This window comes from Vibrio sp. WZ-1, from assembly GCF_052037695.1.
GTDB lineage: Bacteria > Pseudomonadota > Gammaproteobacteria > Enterobacterales > Vibrionaceae > Vibrio.
This window is the reverse complement of record NZ_JBQEQR010000080.1, coordinates 144058-170392: the sequence shown is the minus strand read 5'-3', so window position 1 is coordinate 170392 and position 26335 is coordinate 144058. Positions and strand designations below refer to the sequence as shown.

General features: G+C 43.8%; 21 protein-coding genes. 11 read left to right on the top strand and 10 right to left on the bottom strand.

Annotation, left to right across the window (positions count from 1 at the left end):
- Nucleotide 1 precedes the first annotated feature (1 nt).
- Nucleotides 2-1246 carry a lipoprotein-releasing ABC transporter permease subunit LolE gene (gene lolE, locus ACTS60_RS17385; RefSeq protein ID WP_440889276.1) on the top strand — a complete coding sequence of 415 codons (1245 nt, stop codon included), beginning with the start codon at nt 2-4 and terminating at the stop codon, nt 1244-1246.
- A gap of 200 nt (nt 1247-1446) precedes the next feature.
- Here the strand turns inward: lolE and ACTS60_RS17380 are convergent, their stop codons facing one another.
- Nucleotides 1447-1956: a DUF2062 domain-containing protein gene (locus ACTS60_RS17380; RefSeq protein ID WP_440889275.1), complete on the bottom strand. Its 510-nt coding sequence runs from the start codon at nt 1954-1956 to the stop codon at nt 1447-1449.
- Between the two features lie 8 nt (nt 1957-1964).
- Here ACTS60_RS17380 and ACTS60_RS17375 point away from each other — a divergent pair, with 8 nt between their 5' ends.
- Genes ACTS60_RS17375 through kdsB form a run of 5 tightly spaced genes read left to right on the top strand, consistent with a single transcriptional unit; the run spans nt 1965 to nt 7931 of the window.
- Nucleotides 1965-4220 (top strand): DNA internalization-related competence protein ComEC/Rec2, encoded by a 2256-nt coding sequence (locus ACTS60_RS17375; protein WP_440889274.1) that lies wholly within the window; start codon nt 1965-1967, stop codon nt 4218-4220.
- A gap of 31 nt (nt 4221-4251) precedes the next feature.
- The gene (msbA, locus tag ACTS60_RS17370) at nt 4252-6000 is read left to right on the top strand and encodes a lipid A ABC transporter ATP-binding protein/permease MsbA (RefSeq protein WP_440889273.1); all 1749 of its coding nucleotides are present in this window, start codon (nt 4252-4254) and stop codon (nt 5998-6000) included.
- A gap of 5 nt (nt 6001-6005) precedes the next feature.
- Entirely contained in the window at nt 6006-7013 is a 1008-nt protein-coding gene (gene lpxK, locus ACTS60_RS17365) for a tetraacyldisaccharide 4'-kinase (RefSeq protein WP_440889272.1), read from the top strand.
- Complete coding sequence (locus tag ACTS60_RS17360) at nt 6994-7173, top strand: Trm112 family protein (RefSeq protein ID WP_005378451.1); 180 nt, start codon at nt 6994-6996, stop codon at nt 7171-7173. The genes lpxK and ACTS60_RS17360 overlap by 20 nt, the downstream gene beginning before the upstream one ends.
- Nucleotides 7173-7931, top strand: a complete 759-nt coding sequence (kdsB, locus tag ACTS60_RS17355) for a 3-deoxy-manno-octulosonate cytidylyltransferase (RefSeq protein WP_440889271.1) — start codon at nt 7173-7175, stop codon at nt 7929-7931. Before ACTS60_RS17360 ends, kdsB begins: the two co-directional genes overlap by 1 nt.
- 77 nt (nt 7932-8008) lie before the next feature.
- On the opposite strand, the gene ACTS60_RS17350 is transcribed toward kdsB, so the two are convergent.
- The 9 genes from ACTS60_RS17350 to ACTS60_RS17310 all read right to left on the bottom strand — a co-directional run bounded on the left by ACTS60_RS17350 (nt 8009) and on the right by ACTS60_RS17310 (nt 20973).
- The gene (locus ACTS60_RS17350) at nt 8009-9568 is read right to left on the bottom strand and encodes a SpoVR family protein (RefSeq protein ID WP_440889270.1); all 1560 of its coding nucleotides are present in this window, start codon (nt 9566-9568) and stop codon (nt 8009-8011) included.
- A gap of 11 nt (nt 9569-9579) precedes the next feature.
- Complete coding sequence (locus tag ACTS60_RS17345; protein ID WP_440889269.1) at nt 9580-10851, bottom strand: YeaH/YhbH family protein; 1272 nt, start codon at nt 10849-10851, stop codon at nt 9580-9582.
- 45 nt (nt 10852-10896) lie between these two features.
- Complete coding sequence (locus ACTS60_RS17340; protein ID WP_440889268.1) at nt 10897-12831, bottom strand: PrkA family serine protein kinase; 1935 nt, start codon at nt 12829-12831, stop codon at nt 10897-10899.
- A 487-nt stretch (nt 12832-13318) separates the two neighbouring features.
- A complete protein-coding gene (locus ACTS60_RS17335; protein WP_440889267.1) occupies nt 13319-13819 on the bottom strand; it encodes a YfbU family protein in 501 nt (166 codons plus the stop codon).
- 157 nt (nt 13820-13976) lie between these two features.
- Complete coding sequence (locus ACTS60_RS17330) at nt 13977-14642, bottom strand: energy-coupling factor ABC transporter permease (RefSeq protein ID WP_440889266.1); 666 nt, start codon at nt 14640-14642, stop codon at nt 13977-13979.
- Nucleotides 14643-14827: 185 nt separating this feature from the next.
- On the bottom strand, nt 14828-15568 hold the full coding sequence (gene pflA / locus ACTS60_RS17325) for a pyruvate formate lyase 1-activating protein (protein WP_440889265.1): 741 nt from the start codon (nt 15566-15568) through the stop codon (nt 14828-14830).
- A 145-nt stretch (nt 15569-15713) separates the two neighbouring features.
- On the bottom strand, nt 15714-16691 hold the full coding sequence (locus tag ACTS60_RS17320; RefSeq protein WP_440889264.1) for a lipid A deacylase LpxR family protein: 978 nt from the start codon (nt 16689-16691) through the stop codon (nt 15714-15716).
- Between the two features lie 151 nt (nt 16692-16842).
- Nucleotides 16843-19119 carry a formate C-acetyltransferase gene (gene pflB, locus ACTS60_RS17315; RefSeq protein ID WP_440889263.1) on the bottom strand — a complete coding sequence of 759 codons (2277 nt, stop codon included), beginning with the start codon at nt 19117-19119 and terminating at the stop codon, nt 16843-16845.
- 306 nt (nt 19120-19425) lie between these two features.
- Nucleotides 19426-20973 (bottom strand): DUF3360 family protein, encoded by a 1548-nt coding sequence (locus ACTS60_RS17310; RefSeq protein WP_010447182.1) that lies wholly within the window; start codon nt 20971-20973, stop codon nt 19426-19428.
- 458 nt (nt 20974-21431) lie between these two features.
- Here ACTS60_RS17310 and ACTS60_RS17305 point away from each other — a divergent pair, with 458 nt between their 5' ends.
- The 5 genes from ACTS60_RS17305 (at nt 21432) to ACTS60_RS17285 (ending at nt 26260) form a co-directional block, all read left to right on the top strand.
- On the top strand, nt 21432-22898 hold the full coding sequence (locus ACTS60_RS17305; protein ID WP_440889262.1) for a 54K polar flagellar sheath protein A: 1467 nt from the start codon (nt 21432-21434) through the stop codon (nt 22896-22898).
- A gap of 238 nt (nt 22899-23136) precedes the next feature.
- Entirely contained in the window at nt 23137-23907 is a 771-nt protein-coding gene (locus ACTS60_RS17300; RefSeq protein ID WP_208443921.1) for an ABC transporter ATP-binding protein, read from the top strand.
- Nucleotides 23908-23986: 79 nt separating this feature from the next.
- Nucleotides 23987-24757 carry an ABC transporter substrate-binding protein gene (locus ACTS60_RS17295; protein ID WP_440889261.1) on the top strand — a complete coding sequence of 257 codons (771 nt, stop codon included), beginning with the start codon at nt 23987-23989 and terminating at the stop codon, nt 24755-24757.
- Between the two features lie 81 nt (nt 24758-24838).
- A complete protein-coding gene (locus ACTS60_RS17290) occupies nt 24839-25579 on the top strand; it encodes an ABC transporter permease (protein WP_440889260.1) in 741 nt (246 codons plus the stop codon).
- 3 nt (nt 25580-25582) lie between these two features.
- Nucleotides 25583-26260 (top strand): ABC transporter permease, encoded by a 678-nt coding sequence (locus ACTS60_RS17285; protein ID WP_440889259.1) that lies wholly within the window; start codon nt 25583-25585, stop codon nt 26258-26260.
- The last annotated feature ends 75 nt before the right edge of the window (nt 26261-26335 follow it).

The following is a 26335-nucleotide window of genomic DNA, read 5'->3' as shown; positions in this document are numbered from 1 at the left end:
TTTGTTTTCATCTTTAGCATTGATGATCGGTGGCCGTTTTAGTCGCGCGAAAAAGCGCAACAAGATGGTATCGTTCATTTCTCTCTCCTCTACCATCGGTATTGCGGTTGGTGTTGCGGTGATCATCATTGGTCTGTCTGCCATGAACGGTTTTGAGCGTGAGCTACAGTCACGTGTTTTATCGGTAATCCCTCATGGGGAATTGGAAGGGGTAAACGGTCCGCTACATAACTACACCAAGACCATGAACCAAGCCTTGAAGCATGAACACGTTGTCGCTGCGGCGCCTTATGTTCGATTTACTGGTTTGGCAGAGAAGGGCAGTAAGCTTAAAGCTGTAGAAGTGCGTGGTGTCGATCCCGCTTTTGAGCAAGCTGTGTCCAGTATGTCGGAGTTTATCGAACCCCAAGCTTGGCAAAATTTTTACGCAGGTCAACAGCAAGTTATCTTAGGTCGTGGTGTGGCCAATGAGCTTAAAGTGGATGTCGGTGATTACATCACATTGATGATTCCTCAGACAGCAAGTACCAACAAGGTTCAAGCACCAAAACGTGTTCGCGTTAAGGTCGCTGGATTCTTAACGCTGAATGGTCAAATCGATCATTCATTAGTACTGGTTCCATTAAAAGATGCCCAAGCATACGCACGTTTAGGCGATGGCGTGACGGGTATTTCTCTCAAGACCGACGATGTGTTAAATGCGCCATCGATTGTGCGTGAAGTGGGAAGCTTGATCGATGTCTATGTCTATCTAAAAAGCTGGCAGCAACAGTTTGGCTTTTTGTATCGTGATATCCAATTGGTTCGCACCATTATGTACTTGGTTATGGTGCTCGTGATTGGTGTAGCTAGCTTCAATATTGTTTCTACTTTGATGATGGCGGTAAAAGATCGTGCGGCTGAGATTGCAATTCTTCGTACCATGGGCGCTAAAGATGGACTAATCAAGCGCATCTTTGTCTGGCAAGGTGTCTTCTCTGGCGTGTTTGGTAGCCTTGCCGGTAGTGTTATTGGTGTTTTAGTCGCTCTTAACCTTACACCGATAATTAAAGGGCTCGAAGCGTTAGTTGGTCACCAATTCCTCTCCGGTGACATTTACTTTGTTGATTTTTTGCCATCGCAATTGCATTGGCCTGATGTTGTGCTGGTTTCAAGTACCGCCATTATTTTGAGCCTACTCGCAACTTGGTATCCAGCATCCCGCGCGGCGAAACTTAACCCTGCCGCGGTATTGAGTTCCAAGTAATCGACGAGCTTTACGAACTGCTCGTAAATAACAGACATAAAAAAGGACCGAATCTCGGTCCTTTCTCTTATCTATGATTCTAGCAATCTCTGCTTGCTGTGGCTCGGCAACTTTCATGCTTGAGTTACATTGCCTTTCACGTCGAACGTTAACTGTTTTCCATTCGATGTTCTGCAACCTACCAATCGAAGAATAAGTACTTATCGTATCTTACGTTTTTGCCAGCTTCTTACCACTGAATAGCGCCAAAGACCACGAATACCAAAGTAGCCAATAATGGCAGAACCAACACCACAAATGGCGCAACCAAGTAAAAATGGGGGCCCAATGGTGTTCATTTGTTCCATGATGAACTCCCATGATAATTCAAAGTGGAATGGCTGAGGTGGTACGTGCATGACAAGTGCGCCAAGTTTGTACGCGAAGTAAAACAGCACGGGCATGGTGATTGGGTTGCTGATCCAAACTAAGGCGACAGAAAGGGGTAAATTTACACCCATCAAAATAGCGAGACCGGCAGCCATAATCATTTGGCTAGGGAGCGGAACAAACGCCATAAAAAGACCAACAGCAAAAGCACCTGATGCAGAGCGACGATTTAAACACCACAGATTCGGGTTATACAACACGTTGCCGAAGACTTTTAGTGCTTTTTGGCGCTTGATCATTTCATGATCTGGCATGAAGCGTTTTATCAGCTTTCTAGGCATAGGACGACATGACTCTCTCAGAAAAAAGTTTGGCCTTGGCGTTATTTGTAGCGAGCATTTTTTCATCTGCTTGGTGGCCGATGATGCCGAGTTGGCATTGGTTGCTACTAGGAATGTTTGCCAGTGGCTCAATAATCAAACTACGTCGGGGCTTAATGAGCATAGGCGTAATTTGGGGCTGTATGGTTGTTATTGTTCACGGCAATATCATAGAACAACAAAAACAAGCCCTGTTTAAAGCAGGGGTGAATATTACCATAAATGGCAAAGTTGACAGCCCTTTTACGCAAATAAGTCACGGATATGAAGGAATTGTCGCTGTTAGCCACGTAAATTCTAAATCTCTCTTACCATTTTTTAAACCAAAAGTTCGGTTGATAACGTCAATTCCACTTGGTGTTAACAGTGAAATTAAGATGGATGTAGAGCTTAAGCCTATTACTGGCTTAAAAAACGAAGTTGGTTTCGATTTAGAAAGTTTTGCTTTAAGTCAGGGGATCGTTGCAAGGGCAACCTCAATGAAAGCAACTCATTGGATTGTTCGTTCCAAAAGCTCTCTCAGACAAATTCTCATCACGCGCATTAACACTGGTATTGTGGGCCTACATAATGAACCTTTAATAAGGGCTCTGAGCTACAGCGATCGCTCATTGCTAACTCCTGGTTTATGGAAGAGTTTGCGAGACAGTGGACTTATTCATTTAGTATCTATATCTGGTTTACATATTGGCATGGCGTTTTCATTTGGCTGCTTTCTGGGCTTTTTGTTTCGTCTCGCTATCCCCTCAGGCAATCATTTACCCTACATCTTAGGGGCAATCTTTGCTGTCGCTTATGCTTGGTTAGCTGACTTCTCATTGCCAACTGTACGCGCACTAAGTGTTTGCGTGATCTACTTGTTTCTTAAATGCCACAAAATTTACTGGTCAAGTTGGCGGATTTTACTGCTCGCCGTTAGTGGGCAGCTTTTGTTCGAGCCTTTTTCCTTTCTCGGCAGTAGTTTTTGGTTGTCATATCTGTCGGTAATAGCGGTACTCATTGTCCTTAATATTGTTCGAATGAACCAATATGGTTGGTTTCATACTTTAAAGCAGATCATCGTTGTTCAGATTGCGTTATCGCTATTTATTTTGCCAATTAGTGGCTACTTTTTTTCGGGTTTTAGCGCAGTATCGACCCTTTTTAATCTGGTTTTTATTCCTTGGTTTAGTTTGATCGTCGTCCCAATGATATTTGTGTCGCTGCTATTTACCTGCTTGGCTACAGATACTTTTAGTTGGGGATGGGTACTCGTTGATAAGTCACTTTGGCCTTTAAATTGGGCTCTAGGGCTGGCAGAGGGCACTTGGTTTCCAGTTAGTGACGACTCACTTATTTTTATCGTATTGATGTTATTGAGTTTGTTTTGGCTTCGCTTTCTAGCTGCAAACAGCGTGGTATTGATAATCAGTGTTGCAGTGCTTTGCCTCGCTTTTCCTTTTAAGCAGTACTATTGGCGCGTTGATGTTTTAGATGTTGGTCACGGTCTATCATTGCTGCTCGAGAAAGAAGGAAAGACCTTGCTTTATGATACGGGTAAATCCTGGGGTGATGGGAGTATTGCAGAAAGAGTTATCGCTCCCATTCTACATTCAAGAGGCTACTCCCATATTGACTCTCTAATTCTAAGTCATTTGGATGATGATCATGCTGGGGGGCGAAGGTACTTAGAAGAGAGCTTTGAACCTAAGCGCAAGTTTAGTAGTCAACTTCTACCGGATTACCTTCCTTGTATCGAAGGTGAAGTCTGGTACTGGCAAGGGCTAAAGTTTGAAGCTATTTGGCCACCTAAGCTAGTAAAACGGGCTTTTAATCCTCACTCGTGCGTCATTAGAGTTGTTGATTCCGTCTCTAAGTTTCGAATATTACTCACTGGAGATATCGAGGCAATAAGCGAATGGATTTTAATCAGACGACCAGACCTTTTAGAGAGTGATATTGTGGTTGTTCCACACCATGGTAGTAAAAGCTCTTCTAACCCCAGGTTTATTGAAGCTGTAAACCCTCAAGTCGCCATCGCTTCTTTGGCTAAAAGTAATCGGTGGGGGATGCCTTCACCAATGGTACAACAGGCCTACACTTCATTGGGGGCGGTGTGGTTTGATACTGGTGAATCGGGGCAAGTTAGTATTTATGTATGGCCGGAATTTTGGCGATTAAAAACTCAACGGGACAAGATGTTTGAGCCTTGGTATAGGCAGATGCTGCGTAAGGGGGTAGAATAAGAGTCTTAATCTAAGAAAATAAAGCACTTCTATGTCGATAAATACTGATGAAACGACCTGGCAGACGTTTAAGCGTCTTTGGCAATTTATTCGCCTCTATAAATCAGGTCTTGTCGTTGCTGTTGTTGCATTAGTTATTAATGCTATTTCAGATACCTACATGATCTCCTTGCTAAAACCACTTCTTGATGAAGGCTTTGGCAATGCGGAGTCAGATTTTCTTCGCACACTTCCACTGATTGTTTTCGCCATGATGTTTATTCGTGGTGTGAGTGGGTTCGTTTCCACATATTGCTTGAGCTGGGTGTCTGGCAATGTGGTGATGCAAATTCGCCGCATGGTATTTAATCACTTTATGCACATGCCAGTGTCTTACTTTGATAAAGAAAAGACGGGGAATCTGCTCTCTCGTATTACTTACGATTCTGAGCAAGTATCCGCGGCTACCAGTTCTGCGCTCGTGAGTATTGTCCGAGAAGGTGCAAGTATTATTGGCTTACTGGTATTAATGTTTTACAACAGCTGGCAGCTATCGTTAGTTCTATTTGCCGTTGCACCAGTGGTTGCTTTAGGGATCAGTATCGTTTCGAAAAGATTCAGAAAGATCTCAAGAAATATGCAGACCATGATGGGACATGTTACGGCCTCTGCTGAGCAAATGCTGAAAGGTCATAAAGTCGTATTAAGCTACGGTGGTCAAGACATTGAAGGCAAACGTTTTGAAAAAGTCAGTAACCAAATGCGCCAACAAAGCATGAAGTTAGTGACTGCTCAAGCCGCAGCGAACCCGATTATTCAGATGATCGCTTCTATCGCGATCGTAGTTGTTCTTTACCTAGCAAGTATTGATTCTATTAAAGAACAATTGACTCCGGGTACGTTTACCGTTGTGTTCTCAGCAATGTTTGGTTTGATGCGTCCGCTTAAAGCGTTGACCAACGTAACGTCACAGTTCCAACGCGGTATGGCGGCGAGCCAAACGTTATTTGCACTTGTAGATTTAGAACCAGAGAAAAATGAAGGTAAGTTTAAGGTTGCACGTGCGAATGGTGATGTTTCAGTAAAAGACGTGAGTTTTACTTACGAAGGCTCTGAAAAACCAGCGCTCGAAAATGTGAGCTTCGATATCCCACGTGGTAAAACAGTTGCTTTGGTCGGGCGGTCTGGTTCTGGTAAGAGTACCATTGCCAACTTGTTCAACCGTTTCTACGATGTAAGTGGCGGTGCTATCACACTCGATGGCCATGATATTCGAGACTACGAGCTTAAGAATCTTCGCGAGCAGTTTGCATTGGTTTCGCAAAACGTTCACCTATTTAACGATACCATCGCGAATAACATTGCTTACGCGACAGAAGAAAAATATACACGTGAAGACATTGAAAGAGCCGCAACCTTAGCTCATGCGATGGAGTTCATTGGTAAAATGGATGGTGGCTTAGATGCTATGATTGGCGAAAACGGTGCAAGCTTGTCGGGTGGTCAACGTCAGCGCGTCGCGATAGCTCGTGCTCTGCTGCGTGATGCGCCTGTCCTTGTTCTTGATGAGGCTACATCAGCGCTAGACACAGAATCTGAACGTGCAATTCAATCTGCGCTGGATGAGTTACAAAAAGATAAGACGGTACTCGTTATTGCTCACCGTCTATCGACTATCGAAAATGCCGATGAAATCCTAGTTGTGGATGAAGGTGCTATCGTTGAGCGTGGTAATCATGCTGAACTAATTGCTAAAGATGGTGCCTACGCTCAGCTGCATCGAATTCAATTTGGTGCTTAAGCGCTGTGGTTGAAAAAATCTGGTTTGAAAACCATCCCCTCAAATACTTGCTATGGCCACTGTTGTGGCCACTTAGTTTGTTGTTTGGTGCGATAAGCAAATCTAAGCGTAACCAATACCAATCCGGTAAAAAACGAGCCTACAAAGCGCCGATTCCTGTTGTGGTTGTTGGTAATATTACTGCCGGTGGCAATGGTAAAACACCGGTGGTGGTTTGGCTGGTGGAGCAACTACAGAAACAGGGTTATACGCCGGGAGTCGTATCACGAGGATACGGAGCCAAGGCTCCACAATATCCGCTAGTCCTGGATGATAATACGCCAGCGAAACACTGTGGTGACGAACCTAAGCTTATTAATAGGCGAACGGGAGCTCCTGTCGCTGTGGATCCGGTGCGCGCAAATGCCGTTAAAGCACTACTAAGCAGAGGCGTGGATATCATCATCACTGATGACGGTCTTCAGCATTACGCTCTTGACCGAGATATCGAGTTCGTTATCGTTGATGGCAATCGACGTTTTGGTAATGAAAGCCTCATTCCACTAGGCCCATTGCGTGAAGGGATAGAGCGTCTCAAGGAAGTCGACTTTATCATTACCAATGGTGGTCAAGCGAAGCGAAACGAAATGCCAATGTCTTTGGCACCATCGAAGGCCATTAACCTCAAAACAAAGCAACAAGTCGAGGTGAGTGAGTTACGAGATCTCGTTGCATTTGCGGGGATAGGGCACCCACCACGATTTTTTAATACACTTAATGCAATGAATGCGGATATCAAAGTGACGAAAGGCTTTGCCGATCATCAAGAGTTTGACCAGCAAGAATTACAAGCATTGGCTCAGCAAGGAGCGAATGTGATTATGACAGAAAAGGATGCCGTCAAGTGCGACAGTTATGCGCAAGACAATTGGTGGTATCTGCCCGTTTCTGCTCAGTTTGAAATAACTGATGCAGAACGCATTTTAAATCGAATAAAAGAGGTTAAAGCGACTTATGGATCACCGTCTGCTTGAGATTGTAGCTTGCCCTGTGTGCAAAGGTAAGCTGACGTACGATAAAGATAATCAAGAGTTGATCTGCAAACTGGATCGCCTTGCTTACCCAATCAAAGAAGGTATTCCTGTTCTGCTTGAGCCAGAAGCACGAACCATGAGCATGGATGAGGGACGATAATGTCTTTTACGGTTGTCATTCCTGCGCGCTACGCGTCGAGCCGTTTACCGGGTAAGCCATTAGCAGACATTGGTGGTAAGCCAATGATCCAGTGGGTTTATGAGCAAGCACTACAGGCGGGGGCTGAAGATGTGATTATCGCGACGGATGATGATCGCGTATCTGCAGCAGTAGAGCAGTTTGGTGGTAAGGTTTGCATGACCTCGCCAAACCATGAATCTGGTACTGAACGACTAGCAGAAGTGGTAGAAAATATGGCTATCCCTGCAGATCACATTGTAGTGAACGTTCAGGGCGATGAACCATTGATTCCACCTTCTATCATTCGACAAGTGGCTGACAACCTAGCAGGTTGTGATGCTCCGATGGCAACGCTTGCCGTTGAAATTGAATCAGAAGAAGAAGTGTTTAACCCAAATGCGGTTAAAGTTGTCGCGGATGAGCGTGGTTATGCCATGTACTTCAGCCGTGCAACCATTCCTTGGGATCGTGACAACTTCGCCAAGAAAGATAAAACGATCGCGAACCCATTAATGCGTCACATCGGTATCTACGCTTACCGTGCGGGTTTCATCAATACTTACGTAAATTGGCAGCCAAGTGCGCTTGAGCAAATCGAGTGTTTAGAGCAGCTTCGTGTGCTTTGGTACGGTGAAAAGATTCACGTTGAGATTGCAAAAGAAGCACCTGCCGCGGGAGTAGATACGCAAGAAGATTTGGAAGCTGTAAGAGCTATCGTACGAAACAAGCAAAATTGATAGTACGAACGGATTGGAAAATACAAAGGCTCCTAAATTAGGAGCCTTTTCTTTTATACGTAGGTAAGGGAAGGCGTTTAGATGTTCGTATCGTATTGATTACGCTTTGGACAGGTAGATAAAATCTCTCGATGCCCCGTGTCTTTAACTTCCTCAAGAATCACATCAAAGCCCCATAAGCGATAAACGTGTTTTAGTACCTCATCATAACTACTATCGAGAGGTATTCGGTTGTGAGGAACATACTGCAGCGTTAAAGAACGATCGCCGCGCACGTCAACATTAAACACTTGAATGTTGGGCTCTAGGTTTGCCAGGTTATATTGTGCTGCGAGCGTTTCTCTGATGCGCTTGTAGCCCATTTCATCATGAATTGCGGCAACTTCGATGAAGTTTTTCCGGTCATCATCATTGATTGCAAAGAGCTTAAAGTCGCGCATGAGCTTCGGAGACAAGTACTGGCTGATAAAGCTCTCATCTTTAAAGTTATGCATGGCAAAATGAACCGCATCTAACCAGTCTGTTCCTGCTAACTCTGGGAACCATTCTTTGTCCTCATCAGTAGGTTCCTCACAGATGCGTTTGATATCACGAAACATCTCAAAGCCAAGCGCATAAGGGTTAATACCACTAAAATAAGGACTATTGTATGGCGGTTGAGCTACCACACTGGTGTGGCTGTGCAGGAACTCGAGAATAAACTTCTCAGAAACCAAGCCTTCATCATAGAGATGGTTAAGAATCGTGTAATGCCAAAAAGTTGCCCAACCTTCGTTCATCACTTGAGTTTGTTTCTGGGGGTAGAAGTACTGACTTATCTTGCGCACAATACGAACAATCTCACGTTGCCAAGGCTCAAGCAGTGGGGCGTGTTTTTCAAAGAAATAGAGCAGATTTTCTTGTGGTTCACTTGGAAAGCGTACTTTAATATCTTCTTCTTTAGTTTTTGATTTCGGCACTGTTCGCCATAGCTCATTCACTTGTGATTGAAGATAAGCTTCACGCTCTTCCTGACGAGCCTTCTCTTCGTTAATCGAAATCTTTTCTGGACGTTTGTAGCGGTCTACACCAAAGTTCATGAGTGCATGACAAGAGTCGAGTAGTTGTTCGACTTCGTGTACACCATAGCGCTCCTCACACTCAGCAATATAGTTTTTCGCAAACAATATGTAATCGATGATCGAGCTCGCATCAGTCCATGTTTGGAACAAGTAGTTCCCTTTGAAGAACGAGTTGTGCCCATAACATGCGTGAGCAATAACGAGAGCCTGCATAGTAATGGTGTTCTCTTCCATCAAATACGCGATACATGGGTTAGAGTTGATTACGATTTCGTACGCTAACCCCATTTGACCGTGTTTGTAATTTTGTTCAGTCTGAATGAACTTTTTACCAAATGACCAGTGATTGTAGTTGATAGGCATACCGATGCTCGAGTACGCGTCCATCATTTGCTCTGAGGTAATCACCTCGATTTGGTTGGGGTAGGTGTCAAGACGATAATGCTCGGCGACACGTTTGATTTCTTTGTGATAACGCTCCAGCAACTCAAAGGTCCAGTCTGGACCATCTGGCAGCATATTCTCTCTGCGCTTTTTCGAGGCTTCCCCCGAAAGGTTTGTCGTTGCGGTATTCATCGCTAGCCTCCTTACACATTTTCTTTTTGGAATAGTTCACGGAAGACTGGGAAGATATCCTCCACAGAGCGGATGTTTTTCATGGCGAAGTTTGGAAAGGCTTCAGAGAGCTTCTCATACTCATGCCACAGTGTTTGATGAGAACGTCGTGTGATTTCTATGTATGAATAGTACTGACAATTTGGTAGTAGCTTATTAACGAGTAGATCACGACAGCGAGGTGAATCGTCTGCCCAGTTATCGCCATCGGATGCTTGAGCCGCGTATATGTTCCATTGACCCACAGGGTAACGGTCTTGAACGATCTCATTCATAAGTTTGAGCGCGCTCGATACGATAGTGCCCCCCGTTTCTTGCGAATAGAAAAACTCATGCTCGTCTACTTCTTTCGCTTGGGTATGGTGGCGAATGAAGACCACTTCCACGTTCTCATAGGTGCGGGTTAAGAAAAGATACAGAAGTACGTAAAAGCGTTTTGCAATATCTTTGGTGGCCTGATCCATTGAACCAGAAACATCCATTAGACAGAACATCACCGCTTGGCTCGATGGAACAGGGCGCTTCTCATAGTTTTTGAAACGTAAGTCGAAGGTATCAATGAAGGGTACGCTGTCGATTTTCTTACGTAACTCTTCGATTTCCTTCTTCAGGCGATTTTCTTCGAGCTGTTGAGCAGGCTCGATGTTTTTGATGCGAGTAAGTTCTTCCTCCAACTCGTTAAGAAGACGTTTCTTACCTGCCGTCATTGCGGTGCGTCGTGCTAAAGATTGTTGCAACGAACGGACGACAGCAATGTTAGATGGAATCCCCGCGGTTTGATAGCCAGCGCGATGCGTTTTCCATTCTGTGATTTTGGCAATTTGGTTCTTCTCAAGATTCGGTAGCTCTAAATCTTCAAACAAGATGTCGAGATACTCGTCTTTTGATATTTGGAAAACGAACTCGTCCTGGCCTTCTCCGTCCGGGCTGGCATTTCCTTCACCAGAACCGCCACCTTGACCGCCACCTTTTGGACGTTCAATTTTGTCGCCAGTGATAAATTGGTCATTGCCCGGATGCACGCGTTCACGTATCCCACCTTTACCCTGATGAAACATTGGTTCGTTTATGTCTTTGTGCGGTATAGAGACGTCTTCGCCCGTTTCCGTGTTTGTGATCGAGCGTCGATTCACTGCGTCAGCTACCGACTCTTTAATCTGCTCCTTATGGCGTTTCAAGAAGCGCTGCCGATTAACAGCGCTCTTATTTTTGCCATTGAGCCTTCGGTCTATAAATTGCGCCATGAAATAGCCCTCTTCATGTTTCACAAGCGACCTAACTCAGACTGGTTAGGATGACTTACGTACTCGTAGGTACCACTCAGAAAGTAGGCGAACCTGTTTCTCGGTATAGCCTTTTTCCATCATGCGAGCGACAAAGTCGTCGTGTTTCTTCTGATCTTCAGAAGAGGTTTTCGCATTGAATGAGATAACCGGAAGTAGCTCTTCGGTATTGGAGAACATTTTCTTCTCGATTACCGTGCGCAGTTTTTCGTAGCTGGTCCAAACTGGGTTTTGACCATTGTTATTGGCTTTCGCACGAAGCACAAAGTTAACGATTTCGTTTCGGAAATCTTTCGGGTTAGAGATGCCCGCTGTTTTCTCGATCTTCTCTAGCTCAGCATTTAGAGAAGCACGATCGAACAGTTGGCCTGTTTCTGGGTCGCGGTATTCTTGGTCTTGGATCCAGAAATCTGCATAAGTGACGTAGCGGTCGAAGATGTTTTGGCCGTATTCAGAGTAAGACTCTAGATATGCCGTTTGAACTTCTTTGCCAATGAATTCGACATAGCGAGGCACCAAGTAGCCTTTCAAGAACTCAAGGTACTTTTCTGCAAGCTCGGAAGGGAACTGTTCACGTTCCACTTGTTGTTCAATAACATAGAATAAGTGAACGGGATTCGCCGCGACTTCTGTTTGGTCGAAGTTAAAGACACGAGATAGGATCTTGAACGCAAAACGCGTAGATAGACCATTCATACCTTCATCAACACCGGCGTAGTCACGGTATTCTTGGTAGCTCTTCGCTTTCGGATCGGTGTCTTTTAATGTCTCACCATCGTACACTCGCATCTTCGAGAAGATGGATGAATTCTCAGGCTCTTTAAGTCGTGAAAGAATACTGAATTGAGCCAGAGTTTCTAGTGTGCTTGGTGAACAAGGTGCTTGAGATAGTTCGCTGTTTTCAAGCAGTTTCTGGTAGATTTTCACTTCTTCAGACACTCGTAAGCAGTATGGCACTTTCACAATATACACACGGTCTAAGAATGCTTCATTGTTCTTATTGTTGCGGAAGGTTTGCCACTCTGACTCGTTTGAGTGAGCCAGAATCATGCCGTCAAATGGAATCGCGGACAGGCCTTCTGTACCGTTAAAGTTGCCTTCTTGAGTTGCCGTCAATAGTGGGTGTAGCACCTTGATTGGCGCTTTGAACATCTCAACGAATTCCATTAAGCCTTGGTTCGCTTTACATAGCGCGCCAGAGTAGCTGTAGGCATCTGGGTCATCTTGTGAGTAATGTTCTAACTGACGAATATCGACTTTACCAACTAGGGACGAAATGTCTTGGTTATTTTCGTCACCTGGTTCGGTCTTAGCGATACCAACTTGGTCAAGGATGGATGGGCGGACCTTCAACACTTTGAATTTAGTGATGTCACCACCAAAATCGTGCAGACGTTTTGCAGCCCAAGGAGACATGATTGAACGCAAGTAGCGATGTTCAATTCCATACTCTTTCTTAAGTATTTCACCATCTTCTATCGGGTTAAAAAGGCAGAATGGGTGATCGTTAACTGGGCTTCGTTCGCCGTTTGCGCTTAAAACGTAAATAGGCATTTTTTCCATCAATGCTTTAAGTTTTTCTGCAAGAGACGATTTACCGCCACCTACTGGCCCCAATAGGTAGAGAATCTGTTTACGCTCTTCTAAGCCTTGTGCGGCATGTTTGAGGTAAGAAACAATTTGTTCAATCGCATCTTCCATACCATAAAAATCTTTAAAGGTTTCATAACGTGAGATAACGCGATTTGAGAAGATCCGGCTCAATCTTGGATCTTGAGCAGTATCAATTACTTCAGGTTCTCCAATGGCCAGCAATAGCCTTTCTGCTGCATTAGCATAAGCACTTTTGTCGTCTTTACACAGGGCTAAAAAATCCTGTAACGACATCTCTTCATCTTTTGCAGCTTCATATCTTGATTGATAGTGGTCGAAAATACTCATGTCGCTTTCCCCTTTATAGTCAGTCTACCGACGAACGTTGACGCAGGCTTATCCACATTCGATATGCTCTTCGTTGTATGAACTTATACGTCCTATTATCACGTTTGGTTTGTACTCAAGGTTAGCTAGACAACACCAAAGACTTTGCTTTATGGACAACTTTTCACAGCAACTGAGAACGATGGATAAGTACCTTTCAATCACTCCCTTTCTCTTTCTAAGCCTAGTCGGGGATTTCCAATTTTGCTTAACAATTATGAATTTATTGCAAAAGTGACATTTGAATCACTGTTTGGAGAATGAAAAATTTATGCTGTGAATAGCAGTGATAGAAATCAGATATTTGGCTTTGAATCACGGATATTAGTGATTCGTATACAAGTCTAGAGAATGAAAGATAAAACCGTGTTGAAAGAATGAGGCTTAGTTGTGACAAGGGAAAAGAAAAAAGGAGAGCCTTCGCCCTCCTTTTCAAATACTTGCTGAATTATGCACTAAAGATTTGTGCTAGCTCGTTTGCACATAAGTGGTATTGGCGAGGGCAGTTGCGCCATGTTCTTAGCATTCGACGGTATTTTTCTAGCATTGGCATTTGGCTGTTGAAGTGGTGATCTGCCTTGTCAAATTGAGGGTAAAGACCTTCTGAATCCACTAGGAAGCGTACGTAATGCACTTGTTGTGCTTCCGTTGCGATATCAAAGCCAAGGAACTGCAAACGACGTTGGTCTACTTTGCCACGCTCTTCATCATCCAGCATTTTGTTTGATTCTTGCATCGCATGGTACATCTCCATGATGTCGATGATTTCACGACATTCAGTTTCAGTGATGCAGCCAAAATCTTTGTTCAACTCGCGCATTTGCAGCTCGTAACCACGTTCTACAATGGTTTGTAGACGCTTGTATTTTGCCGAGTTGCTAGGGTCAAGTTGAGACATTAGGTTGTACTGGTTTGATAGGATCAAACGTTGAGCGTTTGACATTTCCATGATGACCTCACTAAATAATCTAATACATTTTTAATGTGCTTAGGTTAACGTTTCGGATAGCCGTGAAACATGATCTCAACACATATTTAATATGAAAAATGGCAATAATTATCGAATTTAACCAGCTATAAATGCCGTGTTAATATGGAATTACTGCTTATTTATGGTAGTGATTGTATATGTAATCTCGGTCTGAGAATACCCTAAGCCATTCTGGTTTGAATACGGTCAGTATAGCTAGCGACATTCCGTTGAGTAGACCTTCCGGGAAAGCAAGCAGTGGAACAAAAATGAAATAGTTATGCTGGATGGTTTGCCACTCATAGTGACCAATATAGAGATGATAGAAAGAATTGATCAGTAGGTGGAGACTGCCAGTAAGCGCGCCATTGAAAAAACCAGCCACGAAGATAAAGACAAAAATGTTGCGAGGAAGATATTGATAGCTAAGTAGAAAAGTGAAGTAGCTAATTAATATTGGTATTAATGCTGAAAGTACCAGTGTGCTTGGCAACATTAATAGTGATGTGCCGTGAATCAGGTGATTAATTAACATGGCTGGAATACAGAGCAGAAATGCCATGCGCCAACCATACATCATAGTAAGTGTCGTGAGGGCGAGAAAGTGAATCTGCAATCCTTCCTTTATACCTGCCTGAGCAGACCATAAAACACTAAGGATAAAGAGGGTTGCAAAGACCAAGTGTTGGAATGGTTTTTCTTGCTCCATCTTAGGCCAGACTACTTTGTGCCAGTCAGGGAGACAATAAGCGAGCACAACCCAGGTGACAACGATGGCTGATACAAAATTAAACCAATCCATGTTTGATATCCTTATCTCTTTCCATGCGTGACTTGTACTTGTAGATTCTACTCTTATCATCTTGGTGTAGACCCAACCTAACAAGAATAAGGTAATCGTTGTCCCTAGTTCAGTGATGCCGGATCAGCGATAAGATAAAAAAATACCAGCGAATCGCTGGTATTTGTTCAATCATCTAATGCGACTTAGTATTTCACATTTGAATGGTATTGGGAAAGGATTGACTGGATTTCATCCATTGTCTCTTTTGACGGCGGATTTACGCCCTCAAGTGGGTATTCAATACCCAACGCTTCCCATTTATGTGCACCAAGCTTGTGGTAAGGAAGAAGCTCTACTTTCTCAATATTGTCCATATCTTTGATGAACTCGCCAAGCATGTGGGCCGCTTCTGGTTCGTCTGTGTAGCCTGGAACCACTACATAACGAATCCACGTCTTTTGACCAATCTTATGTAAGTAACGAGCAAAGTCTAAAACACGACGGTTAGACACACCGATAAAGTCTTGGTGGATTTCGTCTTTCATGTGTTTTAGGTCAAGCATGACTAAATCTGTCGCATCCAGTACTTCATCGATAATGTCAGTATGTTTGCGGATGTAGCCGTTTGTGTCCAAACAGGTGTGGATCCCTTCGGCTTGAGCAGCTCGAAAGAAATCGCGAACAAACTCCGGTTGAAGCATAGCCTCGCCACCAGAACAAGTGATGCCACCACCTGATGCGTTCATGAAATGACGGTAGGTTTTTGCTTCAGAAATAATTTCATCAACCGTCACTTCTTTGCCATCATGAGTATCCCACGTATCACGGTTATGGCAATACTTACAGCGCATTAAGCAGCCTTGCAAGAAGACGATAAAACGAATACCAGGTCCGTCTACGGTACCACATGACTCAAATGAGTGAATACGACCAGTTGTTGACATCTTTTGCTCTCATTTTTAATAAATTCTGACCGTTATTTTATTACAAATTGAAGGGTTAAAACAGTCTAAGAGGGCTTTCGATAGTTATTATAGTCGGTAAAGAAAGCGGCGAAAGAATGCTCTCACGCCGCATCCGAAGTTTTATTTAGAAGAAGGCGAATAAGGAAAGAGATCCTGTGCCATATACGTCGGTTTGAGCTTCTTTATAATCCGGAGACTTTATGGTGAAGGTTAAACTTGCGCCATAATTTCTGTTGTACCAAGTCGCGCCCGCCACCGCGCTTGCTTGCCAGTTTTGTAAAGTTACGTCGTATTGTCCAGAAGGTTCTGGTAGTCCGGAGCGATCGCCTTCAATTGTGATGTCATTGAAACGGTAGCGGCCTTCAAAGCCAGTAAATAAAAACCAGCTAGTAGTGCTTTTAGCTAGCATACTTGCGTGGAATGGGCTCTCGACACTGATGTTTGCTGCGCCAATGCTGTTTGCTAGGTTTGTACCCCAACGGAACATCACACCTTGAGAAACATCGCTACGGAAGTTACCTGCATTGATGTCATTCACGTTGGTGATTTCCCACTGTGTATTTTCGTCTTCGCTGCGCATTAGTTTGTTGAATGCACGGTAACCAACGCTGAATGCAATCTCATCATCGATTTGGTATTCCCAGCCTTGAGGGTCAGTCGATCCCGTAATGCTATGAACGATTTGTTGTGCTTTTTCAGACAATGAGCTTTCACCCGTTGCGCCAATAGTAAAGTTGTAGCGAACAGCTTTGTCTGCGGTAAGTGAAAGGTAGTTAATTTCGGTGTGCAAGTAACCGGCGTATGGGCGATCATTGATGAGAGGGTAGTCGGCATCAATGTCACTTGGTGTATACATTTTGTGGCCGAGTACTAATTCAATTTTATCGACGTGATTTTGACTGTTGTTATTTAATGTGAGCCACTTCCACTCTGAGTCTTCTCGTAGTTTTTCGGTAGCGTACGAGAGGAATATACCGTTGGTATAGTCTTGGTCCACACCAAATATTCCATCGTTATCTAACGTGAAGGAAACTGTGGATTTCGAAGATGCAAAGGCAGGAGAAGCTATCAAAGCCAAAATGATATATTTATTAAGTTTCATAGGCATTTTTGTGAGGATTTTCCGCATCATACTCAACTTATGCGAGAAAATCTCAGGGTGGGTCACAACTTAGAACCAAGATAATAAAAAAGGCTGACGCATTGCTGCGTCAGCCTTTTACTTATCACTTAAAGTGCTAATTCAATAAGTCTTATAGAGACTCAGTGAATGTACGTGCGATTACGTCAGCTTGTTGCTCTGCAGTTAGAGAGTTAAAGCGTACAGCGTAACCAGATACACGGATTGTTAGCTGAGGGTACTTCTCTGGGTGCTTAACTGCGTCTTCTAGAGTTTCGCGGTTAAGAACGTTCACGTTTAGGTGTTGACCGCCTTCGATGCCAGACTCGTGGTGGAAGTAACCATCCATTAGACCAGCAAGGTTAGCACGTTGTGAACCTTCATCTTTACCTAGTGCGTTAGGTACGATAGAGAACGTGTAAGAGATACCATCTTTAGCGTGAGCAAACGGTAGTTTACCTACAGATGTTAGAGACGCTACAGCACCTTTCTCATCACGACCGTGCATTGGGTTTGCACCTGGTGCGAAAGGAGCACCTGCACGACGACCGTCAGGCGTGTTACCAGTCTTCTTACCGTATACCACGTTTGAAGTGATAGTTAGGATAGACTGAGTAGGGATTGCGTCACGGTAAGTCTTAAGCTGACGAATCTTGTTCATGAACACTTCAACAAGTTCACAAGCGATGTCATCTACGCGAGCATCGTTGTTACCGAATTTAGGGTAGTCGCCTTCGATTTCGAAGTCTACAGCTACGCCATCTTCGTCACGAACTGGTTTAACTTTCGCGAATTTGATTGCAGATAGTGAGTCAGCTGCAACAGATAGACCCGCAATACCACAAGCCATAGTACGACGAACGTCACGGTCATGTAGAGCCATTAGTGCAGCTTCGTAGCTGTACTTGTCGTGCATGAAGTGGATGCTGTTTAGAGCAGTTACGTACTGTTTAGCTAGCCAATCCATGAAGTGGTCTAGTTTGCCCCATACATCGTCGAAGTCTAGAACTTCGTCAGTGATCTTAGGCATTTGAGGACCAACTTGGATCTTCAGTTTCTCATCCACACCGCCGTTGATAACGTATAGAAGAGTCTTAGCTAGGTTAGCGCGAGCGCCGAAGAACTGCATGTGTTTACCAATGATCATTGGTGATACACAACATGCGATTGCGTAGTCATCAGACTCGAAGTCTGGACGCATTAGGTCATCGTTCTCGTACTGGATTGATGAAGTATCGATAGATACTTTCGCACAGAACTTCTTAAAGCCTTCAGGTAGCTGCTCAGACCAAAGAACAGTGATGTTTGGCTCTGGAGAAGGACCCATTGTGTATAGAGAGTTTAGGAAACGGAAGTTTGAACGTGTAACTAGCGTACGACCGTCAAGACCCATACCACCCATAGACTCTGTTGCCCAGATTGGGTCGCCAGAGAATAGATCATCGTACTCAGGAGTACGTAGGAAACGAACCATACGTAGTTTCATTACGAAGTGGTCGATCATTTCCTGTGCGTCAACTTCAGTGATCTTGCCTGCAGCGATATCACGTTCGATGTACACGTCTAGGAACGTAGAAGTACGACCTAGAGACATTGCTGCGCCGTTTTGAGATTTAACAGCTGCTAGGTAACCGAAGTAAGTCCATTGGATTGCTTCTTGTGCAGTTTCAGCTGGGCGAGAGATATCACAGCCGTATTTAGCTGCCATAACTTTCATTTGGCCAAGTGCACGGTGCTGCTCAGCGATTTCTTCGCGAAGCTGCATAGTCATCTGTAGATCTTCACCGTTCTCAAAACGCTCTTGTAGAGACTTGAATTGAGCTAGTTTGTCTTGCATCAGACGGTCGATACCGTATAGAGCAACGCGACGGTAGTCACCGATAATACGACCACGGCCGTAAGCATCAGGAAGACCTGTTAGAACACCTGATTTACGACAAGCTAGGATGTCAGGAGTGTAGATGTCGAAAACACCAGCGTTGTGTGTTTTACGGTATTCTGTGAAGATTTTCTTAACTTGTGGGTCAAGCTCGCGATCGTAAGCTTTGCATGAACCTTCAACCATACGGATACCACCGTTAGGGATGATTGCACGCTTAAGCGGAGCTTCAGTTTGTAGACCTACGATAGTTTCTAGATCTTTTTCGATGTAGCCTGCATCGTGAGCAGTGATGGTAGAGATAACTGAAGTATCGAAATCAACAGGAGCGTGAGTCGCGTTCTCTTGTTTGATACCTTCCATTACCTTAGCCCAAAGCTTGTTAGTCGCTTCAGTACCTTCAGAAACTAGGAAAGATTCGTCGCCTTCGTACGGAGTGTAGTTCTTCTGAATGAAATCACGAACGTTTACTTCGTTTTGCCAGTCGCCTGCAGCAAAACCTTCCCAAGCTTTAGCAAATTGCTCTGCCATGACATACCTACCTTTTTAGTAGAAAAAAATACGTACTGCTTCGCCGTTGAGCCAGCTATCTCCACTGTTACATGGAGAACAGTACACTCTTAATGAATAACAATATTTATAGTCTTAAATAAGAAGATTTGGGTAATAAAACTATAAATATTGTCACTGATACTAATGTGGGTTCTTCCCAACCACAATTCAAGGCTACACTAAAAAAATTTTGCAAACCTTAAACTAAATCAATAAATACTAAAAAAACTCGATAAAAATGGGGTAGCGACAAGCGCTACCCACACAATTTTTGAAAGAATGGTATTAAAGCCAAGCTTTAATGCCATATTGTCCTTCTAGCATACCTACTGCAAGCATAGCGACCAAACAGATAACTAGTACGCCTACAGGGATCACAATCTTGTCTACGAATGATAGGCGTGATGCACGCTCTTTGTCACCGATTAGACCATTGTTGTCTAGTAACATAGTTAACGCCCAAGCAAGTACAGGGTTAACAACTGCTGAACCGAAGATACAGATACCTGCCGCTTGAGAGTCTTTTGAGTCTTTTACCATCTGCATACCTGCTTCAAGTAGCGGTAGAGATACACCTACTAGAAGAGCAACACGCATCACTGGTGGCCATACCGCGATATCCATTGGGAAGCCAAGGATAGCGATGATCATAACTAGAAGACCTAGAAGGATAGCACCGCCAGGGATAGGGCGTTTTGCGATCGCTGCAGGAATCATGTAAGTACCCCAAGATGAAGTGATGTTACCACCACCTACTGCTGTACCTACCATCTGACGGATAGAACACATAGTCATCGTGTCATCAACGTCCATCAGTACTTTTTCAGTCTTTTTAGGGTAGTTCAGTTCTTGGAAGATACGGTGACCTAGGAAGTCAGGAGACCACATTGCCACGGCAAGGATTGCAAATGGTAGCGATGCGATGAAGTGTTCCATGTTAGGAAGACCTAGCATCCAACCTTCTTCAGTGCTGCCCCACCAGTAAACCGGGTTTAGGTTAGGAAGACCTGTTTCAGTTACGAATTTAATATCGAAACCAGCACCTAGCACTAGTGCGATCGCAAGACCGGTGAAAGCACACACTGGGATTGCTAACCAACGTTTGTTTACTTTTGCAAGGAATGCGTATAGCGCGATAGTGACTGCAAGTACAATAAGACCAACGTAGCCCATGCTGCCAGCTTCAACAGTAGAAGATTGTAGGCCAACTGCCCAATCTTGTATCGAAGTAATCTGGCTCATAGTACCCGTTAAACCCAAGAAGATAAGCAAGCCACCGGCCGTGCCTTCTGAGGTGAGGTTCACTAGTTTTGAACCGCCTTTCAAGGCGCTCAATAAAAGACCGAATACACCGATTAGAATTGCCAATGCAAGAGGGTGAGCACCAGCTAGAGCGATGGTACCAATAAGAGGGATCATTGGACCGTGGTTACCTGCAAGGTTGGCTTTAGGGTTAATAAAACCAGAAGCAAGTACACAGAAAAGAAGTGCAGGGATAAGCATTTCTACACGTGCAACTTCGATAGCAAAATCTTTGCCCAAGTTGACGTGGTCCCATGCTGCAGTAAGACCTTCAGCCCAAGACATCATTACCGCAGAGTACATTGCGATAATGCCGATAGTACCAGCAAGTGCTGGAACAAGGTCTTCAAGCTCAAAGCGGAAGTCACGACCTGGCAAGTTCAAGCCAAATCGACGTGGCTTCATAATTTGTAGTTCGTGGTCTAGGTAGTCTGAACGGCTTGCGAACTCAGAAGATGGACGATGAAGCTCTTTATAGCTCTTTGTCTCAATATCTGAATCAGAGTGCGCTTTATTTACTGCGTCTGACATAGATTCCTCATATGTTTAAAAAGTTATTAATTCTGAATTGAATTTTAAAATCCGCATCCTGCGGTACTTCCTATGCTAGCTATTATTAGATTTTGTTGCACGCATACCTCGTGCCTAAGCATAGCTAATAACCTGTTGTGTTGAGGCACAAAAAATTCCTCAGCATTGAGTCGGAGTCTAACAAGATAGCCCTTTGGGGTGATTGATTTAGATCACTTTAAGAATAGATGTGAAAGAAAACTACAGAAAGTGTCCGATATGCGAATGACTTGGTTTTTTTGCCGTAATTTGATTACACAAGTTGCATAAAATTAGAGGGTTTCGTTGCTAGTGATAAGTAAGTAAACAGCAGGTGAGATAAGTCACAAGTTTAATTGTAACTTTGGCTTCATTCTTGCTTGTTATCGGTTAGAGACGTTTTTTTGGCTAATCATTGCCGCTCAGTTTAGGAACATTACATGAAACAACTTAAAGTGCTGCCACTTGTGGCAATTATCTCAGGTTTAATGGTCGGATGTGGCGGCGGTGGCGGTGGTGGTGGTAGCACCCCTGCACCGAGAACCACTTTTACTTTTACCTTTTCGGCTCCAAATATTATTGATGAGGTAACTGCGCAACAAGATGGCTGTACCGTTTATGATCGAAGATTGGATGGCAATGACATCAACCAGGTATTGACTTATCAGCCTGCAGTAAGTACACAGCTAACAGGGGATAAAGTTGTTGGTTTTTATTCTGATAAGAACGGTGTTCGCCAAGGCGACTTTATCTATCCGTCAGGTACAACCTTGAAATTTGTCCTAGAAGACATCCCTGTTGACGGCTACTTTACATACCAACTACTTGATGCTTCCAATACTGTATTTACAGCAAATAGCTTCAGCCGTGAGTTTCTGAAGGATAACAAACTCAGAAACTCTACATTTTCGATGAATCGCGAAGCTGTATCTTCTTGTATTAAAAGTAGTAACTTCAGCATTGTTAACCGCACAGACCTTAAGTATGAAGCGACAGAAGCTGGTGGTCTGGAATACAACTTCATATCTCAAGTCGCGAAAGAGCCTAAGCCTACCTATTCAATTGATTCATTGGAGGTACGAGCGGTAGGTCCGAAGATGGAGTCGACAGTAGTACTGCAATACGCAGATGCAGCGAAGACAGAATTGCATCAGTATGGTATTCGTGATTGGTCCAATGAGTCACCATTGCCTTTGGTGGGTATGAATGGTTCATCTTCTGTCTTGAACCCAACGTCTTTTAAATATGACTCATTAGATATCAGTGTACTTGTTGGTGACTACAGCTACGAAGTTGCAGAGCTTCCTATTACTACAACAAAATTTTATCACCCGCTTGAACCTAGAACCGAAACTTGGACTTACAGTGTTTCAGCTGAAAAACCGATTAATGGTTGGACAGTTGCACTGAACCAAAAGATGTACCAGGACGCAAATTGGGATATCTCAATTGATCCAAGCGCTTACTACAATCTAAATACTCTGCCTACGTCGCATGTGGTGAGAGGTTCAACTATTGATACTGATTTTGCTTTCAATGACCAAGATAAAGGCTTTAGCCGTGTTGCTTACCGTTCTGAGTCAAGCTCTGGATCGTTACACCGAGTAACACACAAGATCTTTACGACTCTAGAAAGTGATGTCGTTGTTCCTGAACTGTATTACTACACATTCGATGACAGCGTAAAGCAGGATTTGAAAGTCTCTTCAGCGAGTGATTACTCACAGACTGTTATATTGGAGTCTGCAGAGGCAGAGCTAAATAGTTACGACTTTGTTTCTCTTTTCTCTCATGGTGATGTCACCGACTTAAAAGTTGATCATGATGGCCTTGTGATTAGCGAAGTGGATTCAGAGAAGGTTAATACTAACGCTCAGAAATCAGACTTTATGGTATTGATTAAGTAGCGTGTTAACATTTTTACAAAATTCAGCCCCTCTTATGAGGGGCTTTTTTATGTCATTTATTCAGGTTAAAAAGAATAAATTGCTAATTATTGCATATTCATTTGATTGTTGTATCTATCTATTCTAAATATTTAGGTTAATAATTTGTTGCATGTTTTTTTGTGTGGTGATAATTTGTTCCAAAATAAGGAGGGCGGAGTCCCTCTAAGCAGTGACATTACACAGGGAGTAAAGCGCAATGAATGATGTACCAGCGCTAGATATAAAAGACCTGCACAAAACATTTGGCCAGAATGAAGTACTAAAGGGTATTTCACTTGCCGCACATAAAGGGGACGTTATCTCTATTATTGGTTCTTCTGGTTCCGGTAAGAGTACTTTCCTAAGATGTATCAACCTTCTTGAAACGCCAACTGCCGGTGAAATTTGGGTAAACGGCGAGCTTATCCAGATGAAAAATAATCGAGCAGGGGAATCCGTTCCTGCCAACGAAAAACAAGTACAACGCATTCGCTCTCGCTTAGCCATGGTCTTCCAAGGCTTCAACCTTTGGTCCCATTTAACCGTTCTAGAAAATGTGATTGAAGCACCAGTTCATGTACTTGGTGTACCTAAAGTTCAAGCAATCGAAAATGCAGAACTGCTTCTGAAGAAAGTAGGGCTTTATGAGCGCAAAGATTATTACCCAGGGCACCTTTCCGGAGGCCAGCAACAACGCGCAGCTATTGCTCGTGCACTTGCGGTTGATCCAGAAGTTATGCTGTTCGATGAGCCAACCTCTGCACTAGACCCAGAACTAGTAGGTGAAGTGCTGGGGGTCATGCGAGATTTGGCAGATGAAGGGAGAACGATGTTAGTAGTTACCCACGAAATGGCATTTGCGCGTGATGTCTCTAACCATGTGATGTTTTTACATCAAGGCTTAGTGGAAGAACAAGGGGATCCAGCTAAGCTCTTTACTAATCCAGATTCAGAACGCTTACAGCAATTTATCTCATCAATTTACTAATATTTCTAAAGTGGCGCATGCCACATGAGTAAACACAACAAACAAAACGATACAAAATAACGATCACAGGAGTATGGAAATGAAAAAGTGGTTATTGGCGGCAACACTTGCTGCGACAGCGGTATCCGGTTTAGCTCAAGCAAAAGAATGGAAAACAGTTCGCTTCGGTATTGAAGGTGCATACCCTCCGTTTAGTTGGACAGAGACGGATGGCTCCCTAAAAGGTTTTGATGTTGATATGGCAAATGCACTTTGTGAAGAAATGCAAGTGAAGTGTAAGATTGTTGCGCAAGACTGGGATGGTATCATTCCTTCTCTATTAGCTCGTAAATATGATGCGATCATTGCGGCAATGTCGATTACTGAAGAACGTAAGAAGAAGGTGGACTTCACAGGCAAATATGCATTGATACCAAATAAATTCATCGCGAAGAAAGGTGCAAATCTAGATTTTGATAACCTTGATGGTCAAAAGATTGCGGTGCAAAGAGCAACGACACACGACAAATACTTGACAGACAACTACGGCGATAAAGTTGATATTGTTCGTTACGGTTCATTTGATGAAGCATACCTAGATCTTGCAAATGGTCGTGTTGCTGCGGTTCTTGGTGATGCATCTGCACTAGAAGAGGGTGTTCTAAATAAAGCAGGAGGCGAAGGGTATGAGTTTGTTGGGCCTTCTCTAACGGATCCTAAATGGTTCGGTGATGGCTTTGGTATCGCGGTTCGTAAGCAAGACAAAGAGCTAACTAAAAAGCTAGATGCGGCTATCTTGTCACTACGTGAAAAAGGTGTTTACCAAGAAATCGCAGGTAAATACTTCAACTACGATGTTTACGGCGAGTAAGCTGTAACTAAGCGACCGTTGGCTTGTTCCTAGAAGTAGCCAACGGTCGATCTTTTGAGTTTAGGGATTAGGAACTCACCTATGCTGGATCTACAAGGATATGAAGCCTCGATCTTAAAAGGGGCTCTAGTAACCATAGAAGTCGCTGTACTTTCACTACTTTTAGCCATGATTCTCGGTATGCTTGGTGCGTTAGCAAAACTGGCGCCTTACAAGTGGGCGAGGGCTATAGCGACACTTTACACCACCATTATTCGTGGCATACCAGACTTAGTTCTGATGATGTTGATCTTCTTTGGTGGTCAAATTCTATTAAATAACAGCCTTTATTCTATCAATGAGACACTCAATGAGTGGTTTACCGCAAGTGACCCAAATCATGAGTGGACTTCGTACTTACCTGACTACATCGATGTCAGTCCGTTTATCGCAGGTGTGTTGACCATTGGATTCATCTTTGGTGCCTATATGGCTGAGACGTTCCGTGGTGCGATCATGGCCGTGGATAAAGGCGAGCTAGAAGCGGCAAAAGCTTATGGCATGAGCCCGGTAATGTCGTTTCACAGAATCTTGTTACCTCAGATGATTCGACATGCGTTACCCGGTTTTGGTAATAACTGGTTGGTTCTACTGAAAACGACGGCATTAGTATCCATCATTGGTTTGGAAGATATGGTACGAATGAGCTCATTAGCAGCAGGTACGACCAAAATGCCATTCACTTTTTATATGGCAGTGGCGATCATCTTCTTGTTCTTTACTAGTGTTTCGACAGGCTTGCTTAAGCTGGTAGAACGCAAATTCAGTATTCACGCGAGGTAAGCCATGGATTTTTCATTGATCATTGAAAGTTTTTCGGTTTACCTAGATGGATTGTGGACGACAGTATGGCTTGTTGCTTTAGCGCTGGTGATTGGTCTATGTGTATCGATTCCTCTCGCGATAGCACGCAATAGTACGAACTATGCATTGAGCCTGCCATCATGGGCGTTTATTTACTTTTTCCGTGGAACACCTTTGCTCGTGCAGCTTTACCTTATCTACTACGGTATGGACCAATTCTTCCCGGTGAAAGACACTCTTTGGGAGAATGCGTGGTTCTGTGCGCTGGTGGCTTTCGTATTGAATACATCTGCTTACACAGCGGAAATTATTCGCGGGGCTATCAATGGCTTGCCTAAAGGTGAAGTCGAGGCAGCTAAAGCATACGGTATGAGCAAGTTTATGACTTATCGTCGTATTATTTTGCCAAGTGCTTTGCGTCGCGCATTACCAGCGTACTCCAACGAAGTCATCTTCATGCTCCATGGCAGTGCGGTTGCCGGTATTATCACCATTATGGATCTTACAGGGGCGGCTCGTTTGGTGAACTCTCGTTACTATGCGCCATTTGAGTCATTCCTAACGGCGGGGCTGTTCTATATGGCACTGACCTTCATCATTTTGTGGTGCTTTAAAATGGCAGAGAAGCGCTTCTTAGCATATCTAAGGCCATTAAGCTAAATCTTCAGTCACCTGATCTTGATTGCGAACGAAAAGAAAGAGCGCCGGTTGGCGCTCTTTTGGTATTTGGGAAAG

Excerpts from the sequence above, each read along its gene's own strand:
- ACTS60_RS17380 (WP_440889275.1), bottom strand. The coding sequence starts at position 1,956 with ATGCCTAGAAAGCTGATAAAACGCTTCATGCCAGATCATGAAATGATC.
- ACTS60_RS17375 (WP_440889274.1), top strand. The coding sequence starts at position 1,965 with ATGACTCTCTCAGAAAAAAGTTTGGCCTTGGCGTTATTTGTAGCGAGC.
- msbA (WP_440889273.1), top strand. The coding sequence starts at position 4,252 with ATGTCGATAAATACTGATGAAACGACCTGGCAGACGTTTAAGCGTCTT.
- ACTS60_RS17360 (WP_005378451.1), top strand. The coding sequence starts at position 6,994 with ATGGATCACCGTCTGCTTGAGATTGTAGCTTGCCCTGTGTGCAAAGGT.
- kdsB (WP_440889271.1), top strand. The coding sequence starts at position 7,173 with ATGTCTTTTACGGTTGTCATTCCTGCGCGCTACGCGTCGAGCCGTTTA.
- ACTS60_RS17350 (WP_440889270.1), bottom strand. The coding sequence starts at position 9,568 with ATGAATACCGCAACGACAAACCTTTCGGGGGAAGCCTCGAAAAAGCGC.
- ACTS60_RS17345 (WP_440889269.1), bottom strand. The coding sequence starts at position 10,851 with ATGGCGCAATTTATAGACCGAAGGCTCAATGGCAAAAATAAGAGCGCT.
- ACTS60_RS17340 (WP_440889268.1), bottom strand. The coding sequence starts at position 12,831 with ATGAGTATTTTCGACCACTATCAATCAAGATATGAAGCTGCAAAAGAT.
- ACTS60_RS17335 (WP_440889267.1), bottom strand. The coding sequence starts at position 13,819 with ATGGAAATGTCAAACGCTCAACGTTTGATCCTATCAAACCAGTACAAC.
- ACTS60_RS17330 (WP_440889266.1), bottom strand. The coding sequence starts at position 14,642 with ATGGATTGGTTTAATTTTGTATCAGCCATCGTTGTCACCTGGGTTGTG.
- pflA (WP_440889265.1), bottom strand. The coding sequence starts at position 15,568 with ATGTCAACAACTGGTCGTATTCACTCATTTGAGTCATGTGGTACCGTA.
- ACTS60_RS17320 (WP_440889264.1), bottom strand. The coding sequence starts at position 16,691 with ATGAAACTTAATAAATATATCATTTTGGCTTTGATAGCTTCTCCTGCC.
- pflB (WP_440889263.1), bottom strand. The coding sequence starts at position 19,119 with ATGGCAGAGCAATTTGCTAAAGCTTGGGAAGGTTTTGCTGCAGGCGAC.
- ACTS60_RS17310 (WP_010447182.1), bottom strand. The coding sequence starts at position 20,973 with ATGTCAGACGCAGTAAATAAAGCGCACTCTGATTCAGATATTGAGACA.
- ACTS60_RS17305 (WP_440889262.1), top strand. The coding sequence starts at position 21,432 with ATGAAACAACTTAAAGTGCTGCCACTTGTGGCAATTATCTCAGGTTTA.
- ACTS60_RS17300 (WP_208443921.1), top strand. The coding sequence starts at position 23,137 with ATGAATGATGTACCAGCGCTAGATATAAAAGACCTGCACAAAACATTT.
- ACTS60_RS17295 (WP_440889261.1), top strand. The coding sequence starts at position 23,987 with ATGAAAAAGTGGTTATTGGCGGCAACACTTGCTGCGACAGCGGTATCC.
- ACTS60_RS17290 (WP_440889260.1), top strand. The coding sequence starts at position 24,839 with ATGCTGGATCTACAAGGATATGAAGCCTCGATCTTAAAAGGGGCTCTA.
- ACTS60_RS17285 (WP_440889259.1), top strand. The coding sequence starts at position 25,583 with ATGGATTTTTCATTGATCATTGAAAGTTTTTCGGTTTACCTAGATGGA.